The 15,969-nt window shown below is 40.8% G+C and carries 26 protein-coding genes and 1 pseudogene; 5 read left to right on the top strand and 22 right to left on the bottom strand.

What is annotated here, in order from left to right; all coding sequences use genetic code 11:
* The first annotated feature begins 164 nt into the window (after nucleotides 1-164).
* The 5 genes and pseudogenes from QO187_RS12585 (at nucleotide 165) to QO187_RS12565 (ending at nucleotide 4,847) form a co-directional block, all read left to right on the top strand.
* Entirely contained in the window at nucleotides 165-2,204 is a 2,040-nt protein-coding gene (locus tag QO187_RS12585; protein ID WP_201578570.1) for a hypothetical protein, read from the top strand.
* Nucleotide 2,205: 1 nt separating this feature from the next.
* Complete coding sequence (locus QO187_RS12580) at nucleotides 2,206-2,625, top strand: hypothetical protein (protein ID WP_057758729.1); 420 nt, start codon at nucleotides 2,206-2,208, stop codon at nucleotides 2,623-2,625.
* A 105-nt stretch (nucleotides 2,626-2,730) separates the two neighbouring features.
* On the top strand, nucleotides 2,731-3,228 hold the full coding sequence (locus tag QO187_RS12575) for an elongation factor P hydroxylase (protein WP_102094158.1): 498 nt from the start codon (nucleotides 2,731-2,733) through the stop codon (nucleotides 3,226-3,228).
* Between the two features lie 394 nt (nucleotides 3,229-3,622).
* A pseudogene (locus tag QO187_RS12570) lies at nucleotides 3,623-3,994 on the top strand (elongation factor P hydroxylase); the annotation flags it as partial.
* Between the two features lie 232 nt (nucleotides 3,995-4,226).
* On the top strand, nucleotides 4,227-4,847 hold the full coding sequence (locus tag QO187_RS12565) for an L-threonylcarbamoyladenylate synthase (protein WP_102094159.1): 621 nt from the start codon (nucleotides 4,227-4,229) through the stop codon (nucleotides 4,845-4,847).
* 110 nt (nucleotides 4,848-4,957) lie between these two features.
* Here QO187_RS12565 and rplQ read toward each other — a convergent pair whose 3' ends face one another.
* The 22 genes from rplQ to rplV all read right to left on the bottom strand — a co-directional run bounded on the left by rplQ (nucleotide 4,958) and on the right by rplV (nucleotide 15,962).
* Nucleotides 4,958-5,317: a 50S ribosomal protein L17 gene (gene rplQ / locus QO187_RS12560; protein ID WP_021813387.1), complete on the bottom strand. Its 360-nt coding sequence runs from the start codon at nucleotides 5,315-5,317 to the stop codon at nucleotides 4,958-4,960.
* Between the two features lie 19 nt (nucleotides 5,318-5,336).
* Entirely contained in the window at nucleotides 5,337-6,344 is a 1,008-nt protein-coding gene (gene rpoA, locus QO187_RS12555; protein ID WP_021813386.1) for a DNA-directed RNA polymerase subunit alpha, read from the bottom strand.
* Nucleotides 6,345-6,424: 80 nt separating this feature from the next.
* On the bottom strand, nucleotides 6,425-7,066 hold the full coding sequence (gene rpsD, locus QO187_RS12550) for a 30S ribosomal protein S4 (RefSeq protein ID WP_057758723.1): 642 nt from the start codon (nucleotides 7,064-7,066) through the stop codon (nucleotides 6,425-6,427).
* Nucleotides 7,067-7,114: 48 nt separating this feature from the next.
* Entirely contained in the window at nucleotides 7,115-7,504 is a 390-nt protein-coding gene (gene rpsK / locus QO187_RS12545; RefSeq protein WP_010196728.1) for a 30S ribosomal protein S11, read from the bottom strand.
* 20 nt (nucleotides 7,505-7,524) lie between these two features.
* Entirely contained in the window at nucleotides 7,525-7,881 is a 357-nt protein-coding gene (gene rpsM / locus QO187_RS12540; RefSeq protein ID WP_021813384.1) for a 30S ribosomal protein S13, read from the bottom strand.
* 247 nt (nucleotides 7,882-8,128) lie between these two features.
* On the bottom strand, nucleotides 8,129-8,245 hold the full coding sequence (gene rpmJ / locus QO187_RS12535; RefSeq protein WP_010196721.1) for a 50S ribosomal protein L36: 117 nt from the start codon (nucleotides 8,243-8,245) through the stop codon (nucleotides 8,129-8,131).
* 31 nt (nucleotides 8,246-8,276) lie between these two features.
* Nucleotides 8,277-9,608: a preprotein translocase subunit SecY gene (gene secY, locus QO187_RS12530; protein ID WP_185156638.1), complete on the bottom strand. Its 1,332-nt coding sequence runs from the start codon at nucleotides 9,606-9,608 to the stop codon at nucleotides 8,277-8,279.
* Between the two features lie 19 nt (nucleotides 9,609-9,627).
* Nucleotides 9,628-10,068: a 50S ribosomal protein L15 gene (rplO, locus tag QO187_RS12525; protein WP_057758719.1), complete on the bottom strand. Its 441-nt coding sequence runs from the start codon at nucleotides 10,066-10,068 to the stop codon at nucleotides 9,628-9,630.
* Complete coding sequence (rpmD, locus tag QO187_RS12520; protein ID WP_057758718.1) at nucleotides 10,068-10,247, bottom strand: 50S ribosomal protein L30; 180 nt, start codon at nucleotides 10,245-10,247, stop codon at nucleotides 10,068-10,070. The genes rplO and rpmD overlap by 1 nt, the downstream gene beginning before the upstream one ends.
* Before the next feature lie 20 nt (nucleotides 10,248-10,267).
* A complete protein-coding gene (gene rpsE / locus QO187_RS12515; protein ID WP_057758716.1) occupies nucleotides 10,268-10,783 on the bottom strand; it encodes a 30S ribosomal protein S5 in 516 nt (171 codons plus the stop codon).
* A 2-nt stretch (nucleotides 10,784-10,785) separates the two neighbouring features.
* Nucleotides 10,786-11,136, bottom strand: a complete 351-nt coding sequence (gene rplR, locus QO187_RS12510; RefSeq protein WP_057758713.1) for a 50S ribosomal protein L18 — start codon at nucleotides 11,134-11,136, stop codon at nucleotides 10,786-10,788.
* 11 nt (nucleotides 11,137-11,147) lie between these two features.
* Nucleotides 11,148-11,681: a 50S ribosomal protein L6 gene (gene rplF / locus QO187_RS12505; RefSeq protein WP_057758710.1), complete on the bottom strand. Its 534-nt coding sequence runs from the start codon at nucleotides 11,679-11,681 to the stop codon at nucleotides 11,148-11,150.
* A 176-nt stretch (nucleotides 11,682-11,857) separates the two neighbouring features.
* A complete protein-coding gene (gene rpsH, locus QO187_RS12500) occupies nucleotides 11,858-12,256 on the bottom strand; it encodes a 30S ribosomal protein S8 (protein WP_101204864.1) in 399 nt (132 codons plus the stop codon).
* Between the two features lie 11 nt (nucleotides 12,257-12,267).
* Nucleotides 12,268-12,573 (bottom strand): 30S ribosomal protein S14, encoded by a 306-nt coding sequence (gene rpsN / locus QO187_RS12495; protein WP_010196705.1) that lies wholly within the window; start codon nucleotides 12,571-12,573, stop codon nucleotides 12,268-12,270.
* Between the two features lie 12 nt (nucleotides 12,574-12,585).
* Complete coding sequence (rplE, locus tag QO187_RS12490) at nucleotides 12,586-13,122, bottom strand: 50S ribosomal protein L5 (RefSeq protein ID WP_101204865.1); 537 nt, start codon at nucleotides 13,120-13,122, stop codon at nucleotides 12,586-12,588.
* A 21-nt stretch (nucleotides 13,123-13,143) separates the two neighbouring features.
* Nucleotides 13,144-13,461: a 50S ribosomal protein L24 gene (rplX, locus tag QO187_RS12485; RefSeq protein ID WP_101204866.1), complete on the bottom strand. Its 318-nt coding sequence runs from the start codon at nucleotides 13,459-13,461 to the stop codon at nucleotides 13,144-13,146.
* A gap of 8 nt (nucleotides 13,462-13,469) precedes the next feature.
* Complete coding sequence (rplN, locus tag QO187_RS12480; protein WP_010196702.1) at nucleotides 13,470-13,838, bottom strand: 50S ribosomal protein L14; 369 nt, start codon at nucleotides 13,836-13,838, stop codon at nucleotides 13,470-13,472.
* A gap of 182 nt (nucleotides 13,839-14,020) precedes the next feature.
* The gene (rpsQ, locus tag QO187_RS12475; RefSeq protein WP_102094163.1) at nucleotides 14,021-14,296 is read right to left on the bottom strand and encodes a 30S ribosomal protein S17; all 276 of its coding nucleotides are present in this window, start codon (nucleotides 14,294-14,296) and stop codon (nucleotides 14,021-14,023) included.
* Nucleotides 14,293-14,490 carry a 50S ribosomal protein L29 gene (gene rpmC / locus QO187_RS12470; protein ID WP_102094164.1) on the bottom strand — a complete coding sequence of 66 codons (198 nt, stop codon included), beginning with the start codon at nucleotides 14,488-14,490 and terminating at the stop codon, nucleotides 14,293-14,295. Before rpmC ends, rpsQ begins: the two co-directional genes overlap by 4 nt.
* Entirely contained in the window at nucleotides 14,490-14,903 is a 414-nt protein-coding gene (rplP, locus tag QO187_RS12465) for a 50S ribosomal protein L16 (protein WP_010196693.1), read from the bottom strand. The genes rpmC and rplP overlap by 1 nt, the downstream gene beginning before the upstream one ends.
* A 3-nt stretch (nucleotides 14,904-14,906) precedes the next feature.
* The gene (gene rpsC, locus QO187_RS12460) at nucleotides 14,907-15,629 is read right to left on the bottom strand and encodes a 30S ribosomal protein S3 (protein WP_057758704.1); all 723 of its coding nucleotides are present in this window, start codon (nucleotides 15,627-15,629) and stop codon (nucleotides 14,907-14,909) included.
* A 3-nt stretch (nucleotides 15,630-15,632) separates the two neighbouring features.
* Entirely contained in the window at nucleotides 15,633-15,962 is a 330-nt protein-coding gene (gene rplV, locus QO187_RS12455; protein WP_021813373.1) for a 50S ribosomal protein L22, read from the bottom strand.
* Nucleotides 15,963-15,969: the final 7 nt, after the last annotated feature.

Below are 15,969 nucleotides of genomic sequence, written 5' to 3'. Positions count from 1 at the left end.
GTGCTTTGTACTCAACAAAAAACTTGGTAATCCGCCTCTTCAGTTTGATTTGCTTATTTCAAGTTGAGAGTGGGGTTAAAAATGCAAATTTATAATGAGTATTGGGATGAGCATATAAATTTTCTCACTGTAGCCTCAGAATCTAACAGAAAAAGCTTAAGTTTATGACCAAAATAATGATGCGTGAACCCCTTGTTAAAGAGATACAACCAATATCTAAAGACCTAATCGAGAACCCATCATCTAGTTTGGTTATAACGCTTTCCAAGAGTGGAGATGCTTTATCATTATTCTCTGACGATATTTGGGACTATAGTGCTACTAGTAGTTTAATGAGGACTATTAACTTTAGAACTAAAATTAAGAACCTATCCTCATCTATTAATACCGACGGCAGAGAATTCAAATCAGCAGTTAAGTTTTTGAAAGTATTTGCACTCAATTGGATTTGTGAAATGAATGGATGTTCTATGTCAAAATTGAATGGCGACTTAGTCGCTATATCTTTTCTGATTAGTTACTGTGTAAACAATAATATTGAACTTGATAACGTATTTGCTGACCCTAATGCAATCTGTTTCTTAGTAACTAACAGCTCTGCAGAGAAACAAATAGGCTTGTATTTAGGCAAGATACAAAGGTTTATTGATACAGCATCTGTTTTAAATCGAAACAATTTTTGGTGCAATATACAACCTTCAGAAGAATTTTCAAGCAGTTTAAGAAAAACTAGAAAGTCTTTCCCTGAAACCTCTCAAGGTCTTCAAACTATGATTATCCCTTCACGCATTTATCAGAACCTGCTAAAAGATACCATTGAAAGCTTACAGATTTTTAATAAGCATGCTGAGAAGATATCATATGTTTTTTCTGCACGTACTAAAGTAAGGGATGAAGCTTTAAGACTAGATCAGAGTATGCCCATAAGTAAGCTTAATAAATCACAAACAAGTTTAGTCTCATTTTATTGGAAAACTGCCTTAAAGGCAGATAAAAAGCTAACTAATATTTTAGCAGAATTAACAGATTTAAACATCATCAAGAATGCTAGTTGGTTAAGTTTAACAATCAGCCTAGGTCAAATACAGATGAAAAGCGCTTTTGTTATAGCTGCGTTTACAGGTATGCGTAAAAATGAATTACTATCTATCCCTTTCAACGGGCTAAGACATATTCATTCCGATACTGGAAATATACCTGTAGTATGGTCAACTACAACAAAATTGGAAAGTAATGGAGTACCAAGATTTACAAAATGGGTAACAGGTTCAATTGTTGAAGAAGCTTTTGAAGCAGCTAAATTTATCACTCAAGGAGCTTTGAACTGGTCTGCTAATAAGAGTCAGGTGGAAGAAGATGAGAGTAAGTTACCGTTGTTTTTTTCAATTGAAAATGGGAAATCTGGAAAGCCTCATCCGCATTTTGATTATGCAACAACTGCCTTAAATAGCAACCTCATTCAAAAAATAATGTCATCAGAGCACTTATTGATTTCAGAACAAGACTTAAAGGAAGTCAGTCAATTTTTATACGGCGATGAAATACCTAATAATATTAAATTAGGTGAGCCTTGGCCTTTAGGCTTTCATCAGTTTAGACGCTCCTTAGCCGTGTATGCTGCTTCTAGTGGTTATGTTTCATATCCTACCCTTAAATCCCAGCTAAAACATATAAGCATGATGATGACAGTCTATTACACGGACTCAAACTCTAGAGCGATAAATATTTTAGGCAACGGCCCTGAAGTCAAAGCTATGGAAAAGGAATGGCAGGAGGCCCAAGCAAGAGTAGAGTCAGATAGTTTGCATGAATTGTTAGATAGCGGGGTGACACTAACTGGTGCAGCTGGTAAAAATCTACAAAAAAGAAAAGTAGAGAATAAGCTTCCTAAGTTCTTAGATAATAGAAATAGTACTAAGAAAGCAGTCAAAAATGGCAAAATTCGTTATCGATCTACTTTAGTTGGCGGATGTATGTCTATTAAACCTTGTGATAAAGGTGCTGGTGTATTGGCATCTGCTTGTATTAGCTGTGAAAATGCGGTGTTTTCACCAGAATCCAAAAGTATTTTGCTACAAACTAAAGATTTTTATAAGTCTCAACTCACTTTAGATATTCCAAAGCGTGTTCATCATGAATACGAAGTGAGTATTAAAAAAATAGACAGTCTTCTTTCAGTATTAGAAGTAAATCAAGAGAAATAACATGAAAACTAGCCAGGCAGAACAGGCTTATTGGGATGCTTTGAATCGTCTACAAGATGGTACAGCCAAAATTGTCAATACAAAGTCATCACGGTTTAAGTTTACTAGAGACGCTGTAGGTAGAGAGGCAGGTAAAGGAAAAGGGTATGTCCGTAATGAGAGATATCCAGAACTTTGCGAAGCAATAACAAAAGCGGAAGAAGAACGCAAAAATCGTGCTCAAGAAAAACCTAATACTTCTACTAAGTTAAAACATGAAAAAGAGCTCAAAATAAAAGCTAATTTGAAATACGACATGATAAAAGAAGAATATGACATTATAATGCAAGATTATCTTAACATTCTAAGACAGAATTTTGAACTTCAAAGAGAGTTAGCAGATTCTCCACATATAAGATTAGTGAAAAGATCTAATAAATAGCTTAATCTTGTTCCTGTTTAGCTCAAATACAATCTATGAATAAAGCCTCTCTAAAGCTTTATTTTTCTCATATTACGGCTATTAAGATGCCTTAAAAGTATTCCTATGAATGACGATCATTTGTGTAACAAACTAAAAATTTTATTTGAACATCTGTTTCCTACTCTAACCATAATTGGTGGAGTAGATGAACCCTACTATGAAGCGCCAAAAGCAGATACAAATGCGAAGATCTTTTTTAAAGAAAACTACCCAAGAAGCCTATTACATGAAATTGCTCATTACTGTTTGGCAGGGCAAAAACGACGCAAATTAGATGACTATGGTTACTGGTATACTGAATGTGGTAGAACAAGTGAAGAGCAAGAGCTATTTCAATTGGTTGAAGCAAGACCTCAAGGCTTAGAAAAGGCTATGTGTGAAGCTATAGGTATACATTTTTCACCTAGCTTTGATGATTTTTCAGGTCGACCGATATCAGAGATGTTTCTAAAAAACTTAGAAGTTAATTATCAAGAGATGATTACGAATCCTCCTCCTACGGCTAGAATAGCTTTAGAAACATTAATGCATACAGATTTTTCTACGTTAAGGGATAATTAGTTTATTAACTACATATTGCAAATTCATACTTACTTAATTTTAAAATTTCAAAGCAGTCATGTGAAGTATATTCATCAGGCTACTATTCAGCCGATGATAACTATAGTAAATATTCTAGCCTTCCCAATTTTATTGAAAAAACAAAGAATATCTACTAAGAGAAGAACCAACAAAAAGTCCCGATCTATTCATCAAAAATAAAATATTGATATGTCTCGATTGTATATACACGGCTAATATAAGCTTCTTAGTGCTTTGAAAAGTGATAATTCCAATGACTCACTTAATGTACAATATCTCCTTTTATGAGGAATATTGTACATTTTTTTATCAAGAAGCTGATTTTACATCATTACAATTACTTCTTTATCAATCAATAACTTAGTAATGTACATTTATAGTTAAGAGTTTACTAGAGCTAAGCCATTGGTGCGTAGCTGGTGACGCTCGTAGACAACTATCTGACTTTGGCTACTGGTATGCTCCAGATGGACGATCAGCAGCGCAGCAACAAGCGTTTGAGCGTGTAGAAATCAAACCTCAAGCATTAGAGTGTCTATTCACCTTGGCGTGTGGACGAAATTTTCAAGTCTCACAAGATAACTTGTTTGCCGACTTCGACACTAGTAGTAGTACCTTTGCTATTGATGTCTATCGGCAAGTAGAAAGCTACATAGCCAAACCTCATACTCTGCCGCGTGACGCTAAGACTTTGCTGACTGCGTTACTTAGCGCTTGCACCTCTTCATCTGAAATCAACGCTTAATTCAAATTACTAAGCTTCCCTACTTATTAACGATTTTCTACGGTTGGTAACGCCTTACCACTAAACTTATATCTACTTTGAGCTATACTGATAACTGAAGTGGTATTTTAAAGATATCGATCTGCTTTAGTTCTAGAATAGTTCTTCTAATATATCCAGTGATTGAACCACATCTAACTAATGAAAAATTTGTCTCAATTAAAAACCAATAATTATAAAATAAGGAACCACTATGGAAGTCTTCTATATTCATCCCGATAATCCGCAGCCACGTCTCATTGAGCAAGCCGCTGACCTATTGCGCAAAGATCAGCTAATTATTTACCCAACTGATACCAGTTATGCTTTTGGTTGCCGGTTGGGTGCAAAGGATGCCCTAGCGAAGCTTAAGCAAATCCGTGAACTCGATGATAAGCATCAATTTACCTTGCTGTGCCGCGACCTGAGTGAAATTGCCAATTATGCAACAGTTGATAATGTGCAATTTAAACAGCTGAAAGCCCATACCCCTGCTCCAATTACTTTTATTCTTACTGCCACCAAAGACGTACCGAAAAAACTGGCGCATGCAAAGAAAAAAACCATTGGTATCCGTGTACCTAGTAACCCCATTGCTCAAGCATTATTAGAAGCGATGGATGAACCTATCTTAACCAGCTCACTGATTTTGCCTAATCGAGACGATATTTTGGATGACCCATTTGAGATTGAAGATTTGCTAGGCAATCAAATCGACGGTCTCATCAATGCAGGTATAAAGACAACTAAGCTTACTACTATCGTGGATATGACTAGCAGCGTTCCTGAAGTTATCAGGCAAGGTGCGGCCAATGTCGATTCGTTATTACTCTAAGCAGCTAATTATTGCTTTAAAAAGCTACTAGTATATTTAGTCAAATTTAAGACAAAAAAAAGCTCCAATTCAATTGGAGCTTTTTTATGGAATATGTCTTAGGTGCAAAATTAGTCGCGATCAACCAATTCTACATAAGCCATTGGCGCATTGTCACCATCACGGTAACCGCATTTTACGATACGCAAATAACCACCTGGACGCGTCTGGTAACGAGGACCTAACGTGCCAAATAATTTGCCTACCATAGCTTTGCTACGCATACGGCTGAATGCTAAACGACGGTTAGCAACGCTGTCTTCTTTAGCCATAGTGATCAATGGCTCGGCAACGCGACGTAGTTCTTTAGCTTTTGGTAAAGTTGTTTTGATCAGTTCATGCTCAAATAATGAGTTAGTCATGTTCTGAAACATTGCCTTACGATGACTGCCGGTACGACCCAGCTTGACTCCACTCTTACGATGGCGCATAGTCAAAAATCCTTAAAGTTTAACGGCTACGATAAGAAAAGCGATCATCAACACGTAAATCAGCTGGTGGCCAGTTATCTAGGCGCATACCGAGCTCTAAATCTTTAGACGCTAATACGTCCTTGATTTCTGTCAATGATTTCTTACCAAGATTTGGGGTTTTTAGAAGTTCAGTCTCTGAACGCTGTACCAAATCACCGATATAGTAAATGTTTTCAGCTTTCAAGCAGTTGGCTGAGCGAACCGTTAGTTCAAGATCGTCCACAGGGCGTAATAGCACCGGATCAACCTCTTCTTTCTCTTTCACAGGCTCAGGCGCTTCTTCAGCTTCTAGGTCAACAAAGATAGAAATCTGTTGTTGTAAAATAGTGGCTGCTTTACGAATTGCTTCTTCTGGATCTATAGTGCCATTAGTTTCAAGCTCAATGATAAGACGATCAAGATCAGTACGCTGCTCTACACGAGCGTTCTCAACCTGATAAGCAACACGAAGCACAGGACTAAAACTTGCATCAAGCTTTAAGCGTCCAATTGCTTTAGTATCACCATCTTCACGGCGCTGGTTTGCTGGCTCATATCCACGACCCATCACTACACGCAAACGCATCTTAAGATGACCACGATCGCTCAATGTACCCAAGACCAATTCTGGATTGATGATGTCAACATTGTGCGGCAACGCGATGTCTGCAGCAGTAATAGTGCCTGGACCTTGTTTATCCAAGGTCAAAAATACTTCATTTTGGTCATGAAGGGTAATTGCTAAGCCTTTTAGGTTCAAAAGCAAATCAAGTACGTCTTCTTGCAGGCCTTCAAGCGTTGAGTATTCATGGTCAACACCATCAATCTCAGCTTCAATGACTGCAGCACCAGGTAATGAAGATAACAAGATGCGACGCAGAGCATTACCTAGGGTATGCCCAAAGCCGCGTTCTAACGGTTCGAGCGTGACTTTCGCAATCGTTTCGTTAACCGTATCCACATTAATGGCATTCGGCGTTAGAAACTCAGTTGCATTTAGCATCATGATGTCACCTCGATTTATTAAACTGGTTTAATTAACGTTAATTGCTCAATGCCATTTTCATAACATTGAGCATTACGTCATTACTTAGAGTATAGCTCAACGATCAAGCTTTCGTTGATTTCAGCAGGTAGATCAATACGATCAGGCGCATGTTTAAATGTGCCTTGTAGTTTGCTGTGGTCAACATCAAGCCATTCTGGAATACCACGTTGTGTCGCTAATTCGATAGCGTTTTTAATACGTAGTTGTTCGCGAGATTTCTCTTGGATAGCGATGACATCACCATCTTGAAGCTGAATTGAAGGAATGTTCACACGAACAAACTCATCACGGCCAGCTTTTTTTACCATAACAGTACGATGACTGACTAGCTGACGTGCTTCTGCGCGAGTTGAGCCAAAGCCCATGCGATATACAACGTTATCTAGACGACTCTCAAGCATTGCTAGTAGGTTTTCACCAGTAGCGCCACGCTTACGAGCAGCTTCTTTATAGTAGTTCGCGAATTGACGCTCTAGTACACCATAAATACGCTTAACTTTTTGCTTTTCACGCAACTGTAGAGCATATTCTGAGGTCTTGTTACGGCTTACGCCATGCTGACCTGGTGGACGACCAGCTTTCTTCGTTTTTACGTCATACGGTTTAACGCCAGACTTAAGGCCTAAATCCGTACCTTCACGACGTGATAATTTCAGTTTTGGTCCAATATAGCGGGCCATTGTTATGTCTCCTATAAGCTTTTAATGTAAAAAGCTTCGTCTTTAATATTAGACGCGGCGCTTTTTCGGCGCACGGCAACCATTGTGTGGGATTGGGGTTACATCAGAGATGCTGTTAACTTTATAACCCAATGCACCTAGTGCTCTTACCGCAGACTCACGACCCGGTCCTGGTCCTTTGACCAAAACATCGATATTCTTAACACCATATTCTTGGGCCGCTTTACCAGCGACTTCAGCTGCAACCTGAGCTGCAAATGGTGTAGATTTACGTGAACCACGGAAGCCTTGTCCACCTGAAGTGGCCCAAGCCAATGCATTACCTTGACGATCGGTAATCGTAACAATGGTGTTATTAAAAGACGCATGGATATGGGCAATGCCCTCCGATACTGAACGACGAGCCACCTTTTTGCGACTGCGAGTGTCTTTTGCCATCTTTTAGCTTCCTAAGTTAATTATCTTTTGAGAGGGCGTGTCGGACCCTTACGAGTACGAGCGTTGTTCTTGGTGTTCTGACCTCTAACTGGTAGGTTACGACGATGACGGATGCCACGGTAACAACCAAGATCAACTAAACGCTTGATGTTCATTGAAACTTCACGACGAAGGTCACCTTCAGTCATGTAGTTTGCAACTTGTGCACGGATAGCATCTAACTGTGTATCATCTAACTGACTGACTTTAGTAGTAGGGGCGATGCCAACTGCTTCTAAGATTTTCTGAGCAGTGGTACGACCTACACCAAAGATGTAAGTTAGTGAAATAACAGCATGCTTATTATCCGGAATGTTTACGCCGGCAATACGAGCCATTGATTTCTCTCCATTAAAGAAAAATAAGCGTTATCTAGCGATAAGGCTTTACTCTTCAGATTTGTTGCTGTTAATACTAGAGCTTTTATAGTCATTATCGATGTTTTGACTATAAGTCTGCTCATCGATTCTATTATAAAAGATTTTGTATAAACACGGCAAGTGGCGGATGATATCGCATCCGCCGTTATTTTTCAAGTATTAATTTAATTAGCAGTGAAAACTAGATGTTTTCTAATACTAAATATTAACCTTGACGTTGCTTGTGGCGAGGTTCTGCTGTACAAATAATATGTACACGGCCTTTACGGCGCACAACTTTACAGCTACCACAAATCTTTTTAACTGATGCTTGAACTTTCATAGCATGCTCCTTGAAATATCGTACCGCTCATTTAAGGTTGAGTGGGCGATTGAATTAACGTCTGATCATGATATTGATGGGTCATCAAATGCGCTTGAATCTGCGAAATGAAGTCCATTACCACAACCACCATAATCAGTAAAGACGTACCACCGAGTTGAAACGGCACACCAAACGATGACTGGACGACCATTGGCATTAAACAAATAACCGTCATATACATCGCGCCAATAAAGGTCAGTCGGTTTAATACATGATCGAGGTAACGCTGAGTTTGTTGTCCTGGGCGAATACCTGGGATATACGCACCACTACGTTTAAGGTTCTCTGCTACTTCACGCGGACTAAATACCAATGCCGTATAAAAATAACAGAAGAAGATAATCATTGCGCCAAACAGTACTAAATATAGCGGCTGTCCTGGAGACAACACCAATGCCATATTTTGAAGCATTTTCTGTACAAAGGTAGGATCAGTCGATTGACCGACCCACTGCCCTAAACTTGCAGGAAACAATAACAAAGAACTTGCAAAAATAGCTGGGATAACCCCTGCCATATTTAGCTTCAACGGCAAATGTGATTGCTGCTGAGCGTAAATTTTGCGGCCTTGTTGCTGCTTTTGAGCATAGTTCACAGGAACACGGCGTTGAGCACGTTCAATATAAACGATACCCGCAGTAACCGCGATACCTAGCAGTACAAAAATAAATAGCACAATCAAGTTCATCTGCCCTTGATTGACCTGTTCAATAGACTGCGAAATCATACCTGGCGTACCAGCCACAATACTCGCGAAAATGAGCATTGAAATACCATTACCTACGCCACGTTCTGTAATCTGCTCACCAAGCCACATTAAGAACATTGCGCCTGCTACTAAAGAAGTAACAGCTGGAATATAAAAGGTAAGACCAGTAGATAAAGTAAGGTTTTGGCTGATTAAGCCGGCACACATTCCTAATGACTGTACTAGGGCTAAAGCAAGCGTTCCCTGACGGGTATACTTGTTTAGCTTGCGTCGTCCCGCTTCACCTTCTTTTTTGAGGGCTTCAAGCGATGGCAATACTGCAGACATCATCTGTACGATAATCGATGCTGAGATATATGGCATAATGCCAAGTGCCATGATAGACATACGCTCTAGCGCACCACCTGAGAACATATTAAACATACTCAGAATGGTGTTTTCGTTGCGCGAAAACAGATCAGCCAAGTTAACTGGGTTGATACCCGGAACTGGAATATGTGACCCTAAACGATAAACAATCAATGCGCCGATTAAAAATAATAAACGCGTCCATAGCTCATCATACTTACGTATAAATGCGAATGGATTAAGCGGTATACCAGCCGATGACATTGATTGTTTTGACACGTTACTACTCCTCGATGCTACCACCAGCAGCTTCGATAGCTTGCTTAGCACCTTTAGTCACTTTAATACCTTTGAAAGTATAAGCTTTAGTGACTTCGCCTGATAGCATTACACGAGCACGTTTCATATCGTGACGGATAAGGTTAGCAGCTTTAAGTGTTTCAAGGCTAACTACATCGCCTTCAATTTTATTCAGTTCAGAAAGACGTACTTCAGCAGTCTTCATAGCCAGTTTACTGGTAAAACCAAATTTTGGTAGACGACGATATAGAGGCATCTGACCACCTTCAAATCCTGAGCGAATGCTAGAACCTGAACGAGATTTCTGACCTTTTACACCACGACCACCAGTCTTACCAAGACCTGAACCGATACCACGACCACGACGTTGAGCAGTTTTCTTTGCGCCAACACCTGGTGATAATTCATTTAATCTAAGACCCATTACGCTTCCTCCACTTTTACCATGTAGTTAACGCGATTGACCATACCACGAGTCGAAGGAGTATCTTCTACTACTACAGTATGATTAATACGGCGTAAACCCAATCCTTTCAAGCTCGCTTTGTGGCTCTTTAGGCGATGGGCACCCGATTTAAATTGAGTGACTTTCATTTTTTTCATCGTAACTCACCTAGTCTAAGTTAACCCAAGATTTCGTCTACAGATTTACCACGTTTAGCTGCCATCTTCTCTGGAGTTGACATATCACGTAAACCGTTAAACGTTGCGCGAACAACGTTAGCAGTATTGGTAGAACCATAACATTTAGTCAAAACATCTTTGACACCAGCAACTTCTAATACAGCACGCATTGCGCCACCAGCGATTACGCCAGTACCTTCAGATGCAGGCTGCATGTAGACTTTACTAGCACCATGACGTGCTTTGATTGGATGATGCAAAGTTGCATCATTTAGCTCAACAGTAATCATATTACGTTTGGCAGCTTCTAGTGCTTTTTGGATAGCAGCTGGCACTTCACGTGCTTTACCGCGACCAAAACCTACACGACCATTGCCATCGCCCACTACAGTCAATGCAGTGAAAGAGAAAATACGACCACCTTTAACAACTTTCGCTACGCGATCAACGGTAACTAAGCGTTCTACTAGACCGTCAGTCTGTTCATTTTTATCATTTTTATCATTTCTAGCCATGATTAAAACTCCAATCCGTTTTCGCGAGCAGCTTCTGCTAAAGCTTTAACTCGACCATGATATTTGAAACCACTACGGTCAAAGGCAACTTTAGTAATGCCAGCTGCTTTTGCGCGTTCTGCGATCATTTGGCCTACAGACGTTGCTGAATCAGCATTACCAGTCGCGCCTGAACGCAAGCTGCTGTCTAAGGTAGATGCCTGAGCAATCACTTCACCACCATTTGGAGAGATAATCTGGGCATAAATATGTTTTGACGTGCGGTTAACCGTTAAGCGATGAACGCCTAAGAAACGGATATGCGCGCGTGTTTTCTTAGCTCGACGCAGACGAGCTGCTTTTTTATCAAACATTTCAACTCACCTTATTTTTTCTTAGCTTCTTTGCGAATCACATGCTCGTCACTATAACGAATACCTTTGCCTTTATAAGGCTCAGGTGGGCGGAAACCACGGATGTTGGCGGCTGCTTGACCAAGCTGCTGTTTATTGTTTGATTTCAAAACAATTTCAGTTTGCGTTGGCGTTTCAGCTGATACACCTTCAGGTAACGTATACTCTACTGGATGAGAATAACCAACGTTCAAGGTTACTTTGTTACCAGTAACTTGCGCGCGATAACCAACACCAATTAACTGAAGACGTCTTTCAAAGCCTTCGTTTACGCCAGTAACATAGTTGTTAACAAGAGCGCGCATGGTGCCAGTGTGCATCATAGCTTCTTTTGAATCGACTGTAGGTGAGAAAATGATAGCATCATCTTCCTGTTTCAGCTCGACCAATTCATGCAGGCGTAAAGACATAGAACCGTTCTTGCCTTTAACTTCGACCTGCCGATCGTTCAAAGTAACGCTTACACCGTTTGGCAGCGTCACTGGGGCTTTAGCCACACGAGACATAGGAATATTCCTTAAAAAATTTAACTTCTTTATATTAGCGAAAAAACTAACAGGCTAAAAAGCGTGTTAGTTTAGCATAGTTGACTGTGTTAGACATCTATCAATTCGAAATAATTTAATATTACTCAACCGATAGAAGCCTAACAACCATCAAATAGACTTCATCGTCGTATAGCTTACGCTACAAATGCGACGATTTCACCACCGATACCAGCAGCGCGTGCAGCACGATCGCTCATGATACCTTGGCTAGTAGATACGATAGCAACACCCATACCTTGCTTAACAGTAGGGATAGCGTCTTTACCGCGGAACTGGCGTAAACCAGGACGGCTATAACGTTGGATAGTTTCGATGACAGCACGGCCTTCGAAATATTTCAATTCAATAGTAAGGGTTGCTTTGTTGTTTTCTTCTTCAGCAACAACAGCGCTAGCCACATAACCTTCGCTAACTAGTAAATCAGCAATTGATTTACGTAATTTAGAGCTCGGCATTGCTACCGATACTTTGTTAGCCATTTGTGCGTTACGGATACGGGTTAGCATATCCCCAACGGTATCTTGCATACTCATATAGTTACTCCTTACCAGCTTGCTTTACGAACACCAGGCACATCGCCTTGCATGACACGCTCACGCAGCATATTGCGTGACAAGCCAAACTTGCGGAAGTAACCGTGAGGACGACCGGTGATAGCACAACGATTACGCAGACGTACTGGTGATGAGTTGCGTGGAAGAGCTTGTAGCTCTAACATCGCTTCCATACGAGTTTCGTCACTTGCAGTCATATCACTGATAGTTTCTTTTAGCTTGATACGCTTTTCAGCATATTTAGCAACCATTTTTTCGCGCTTTAATTCGCGGTTAATCATGCTCTTCTTTGCCATAACGTCTTTACCTTATTTAAATGGGAAGCCGAATGCTTTAAGCAACGCACGACCTTCTTCATCAGATTGAGCTGACGTGGTGATTGTCACATCCATACCACGGATACGATCAATCTTGTCAAAATCTACTTCTGGGAATACGATTTGTTCTTTGATACCCAATGAGTAGTTACCACGTCCGTCAAAGGCTTTAGGTGAAAAACCGCGGAAATCACGAATACGAGGAATTGCAATGGCAACGAGACGATCTAAAAATTCGTACATTTGCTCACCGCGTAGCGTTACTTTACAGCCAATTGGCCATTCTTCACGAATCTTAAAGCCAGCAACTGATTTACGCGCTTTGGTGACAACAGGTTTTTGACCAGCAATCGCGGTCATATCAGCTACAGCACCTTCCAACAATTTCTTGTCTTGAGACGCGCCGCCTACACCCATGTTAAGTGTGATTTTAGTGATTTTAGGCACTTGCATCACATTTGCCAAACCAAGCTCTTCTTTGATTTGCTGCTTTAGTTCATCGTTATATAAAGATTTTAATCTTGCCATTACCATTACACCCTTAGTGTCTTACGCAGTCGCCACTACTTCACCGCTTGAACGATAGACGCGTTGTTTCTTGCCGTCTTCGCCAAACTGATAAGTAATACGGTCTGCTTTTTGGGTTTGCGCATTTAAGATTGCGACATTTGAGATATGCAGAAAAGCTTCTTGCTTAAGAATGCCACCTTCAACGCCAGTTGCCTGATTTGGCTTCTGATGTTTGGTAACAATGTTAATGCCTTCAACTTTAATACGATCGTTTTTTACAGCTTGTACAGTACCTTGCTTGCCTTTGTCTTTCCCAGCAATCACGATAACTGTATCGCCTTTACGTAATTTTGACATGGATTACCTCACAATACTTCTGGTGCTAGTGATACAATTTTCATAAACTGATCACCACGTAGTTCACGAGTTACCGGTCCAAAAATACGAGTTGCAATCGGCGCTTTGTTTTGGTTCAACAATACCGCAGCATTGTCATCAAAACGTAACACAGAACCATCAGGGCGACGAACGCCTTTTTTGGTACGTACAACTACTGCATTCATCACGTCGCCTTTTTTAACACGACCACGCGGAATGGCTTCTTTAACCGTTACTTTAATAATGTCGCCAACTGATGCATAACGACGATGAGAACCACCCAGTACTTTAATGCACTGAACTCTTCTTGCACCGCTATTGTCTGCAACTTCCAGCATTGACTCAACCTGAATCATAGCGTTACTCCACACGTATGAGCAATAAAAACCAGTTGCTGCCGCTAGCACAGTATGAGTAGACGGCATTTTAATATAAATAACCGCGACTTACTCTTAATGTGAGTGATATACGCTCGGCGCAATCAGCATCCTTAAAAAGGCGGCTATTTTAACAGCTTCTGGCTTTTAATGCAATTTACTTAGATTTTTTCTACTTTTTCAACCACATCAACCAAAGTCCAAGACTTGGTTTTTGAGATTGGACGCGTTTCTTTGATACGGACAAGATCGCCTTGTTGGCAAACATTATTCTCATCATGTGCTTTGATTTTTGTAGAACGACGAAGCTGCTTGCCATACAAAGGATGACGAACCAGACGCTCAATCAAAACTGTGATGGACTTATCCATCTTGTCGCTAACAACTCGACCTGTCAATACGCTAGCATTGGTAGTTGTTTGATTGTTATCGCTCATGAGTCGCCTCGTTGTTTCTCGTTAATCAAAGTCTGAAGCTGAGCAATCGTGCGACGATTGTCACGTACTTCATGGGTATTACCCAACTGACCAGTTGCTTTAGCCATACGAATACGGAAAGCATCAAGTTGCTTTTCATCAAGTAACTGGGTCAGTTCTTCTAATGATTTATCACGTAATTCACTGATCTTCATTACATTATCGTCCGCTTAACAATGGTAGTTTTAAAGGGCAGTTTTGCTGCAGCAAGCGTGAAAGCTTCACGTGCAAGCTCTTCTGGTACCCCTTCAATTTCATATAGCACTTTACCAGGTTTGATTTCGCATACCCAATATTCTACTGGACCTTTACCTTTACCCATACGTACTTCTAATGGTTTATTAGTAATCGGTTTGTCAGGGAATACACGAATCCAAATCTTACCGCCACGCTTAATTTTACGAGTGATGGTACGACGTGCTGCTTCGATTTGACGAGCTGTCATACGACCACGCGTCAATGATTTTAGACCAATTTGTCCGAATGCAACGGTGCTTCCACGATGAGCTAGCCCAGTGTTACGACCTTTGTGCATTTTACGAAACTTGGTACGTTTTGGCTGTAACATAGTTTAACCTCTGTCTGAGTTTCGACGGTTTCCACGACCACGGCGTTTTGGCGCACGAGTCTGCTCTTCTTTGACGGGATTATATACACTGTTCATACCGTCAAGGATTTCGCCACGGAAAATCCAAACTTTAACACCGATGGTGCCGTAAGTTGTCTCTGCACGAATTGACGAGTAGTCAATATCAGCACGGAGTGTATGCAATGGCACACGACCTTCACGGTACCATTCACTACGAGCAATCTCAGCACCGCCTAGACGGCCAGACAGCTCAACCTTGATACCTTTAGCACCAGAACGCATGCTGTTCTGTACCGCGCGTTTCATCGCACGACGGAACATAACACGACGCTCAAGCTGGCTACCGATGCCGTCTGCTACCAAACGTGCATCAAGGTCAGGTGACGTGATTTCTTCAATGTTGACCTGAGCAGGTACGCCCATAATTTTGGTCAATTCTTTTTGAAGTCTTTCGATATCTTCGCCTTTCTTACCGATAACAATACCAGGACGCGCAGTGGCGATGGTAATCTTAGCAGCGCCAGTAGGACGCTCGATCATGATGTTGCTGATCATAGCGTTATCTAGCTTTTTGCGTAGATATTCACGAACTTGAATGTCGTTGATTAGGTATTCTGAGTATTGTTTAGGGTTAGCATACCAGTTTGCGTTATGCTTTTTTACAACACCAAGACGAATTCCGATTGGATGTACTTTTTGACCCATAACTTATTCTCCTACCTTTATAGTGATGTGACAAGTACGCTTGCTGATACGATCAGCACGGCCTTTGGCACGTGGTAGGATACGTTTTAGCGTAATGCCTTCATCAACATAGATAGTAGCGACTTTTAGGTCGTCAATATCTAAGCCGTGATTATGTTCGGCATTGGCGATGGCTGAGTTAAGGCATTTCTTAACAAACACAGCGCCTTTTTTATTGCTATACGTTAGGATATCCAAAGCACGCTCAATAGATTTGCCACGAACTTCATCAGCAACGAGTCTAACTTTTTGTGCCGATATGGCGGCACCGCGTAATTTTGCAGTTACTTCCATGGTAAGC

The organism is Psychrobacter sp. Arc9 (assembly GCF_041431295.1).
Classification (GTDB): domain Bacteria; phylum Pseudomonadota; class Gammaproteobacteria; order Pseudomonadales; family Moraxellaceae; genus Psychrobacter.
The sequence above is the reverse complement of the archived record's forward strand: the minus strand, read 5'-3'. Positions and strand labels throughout refer to the sequence as shown.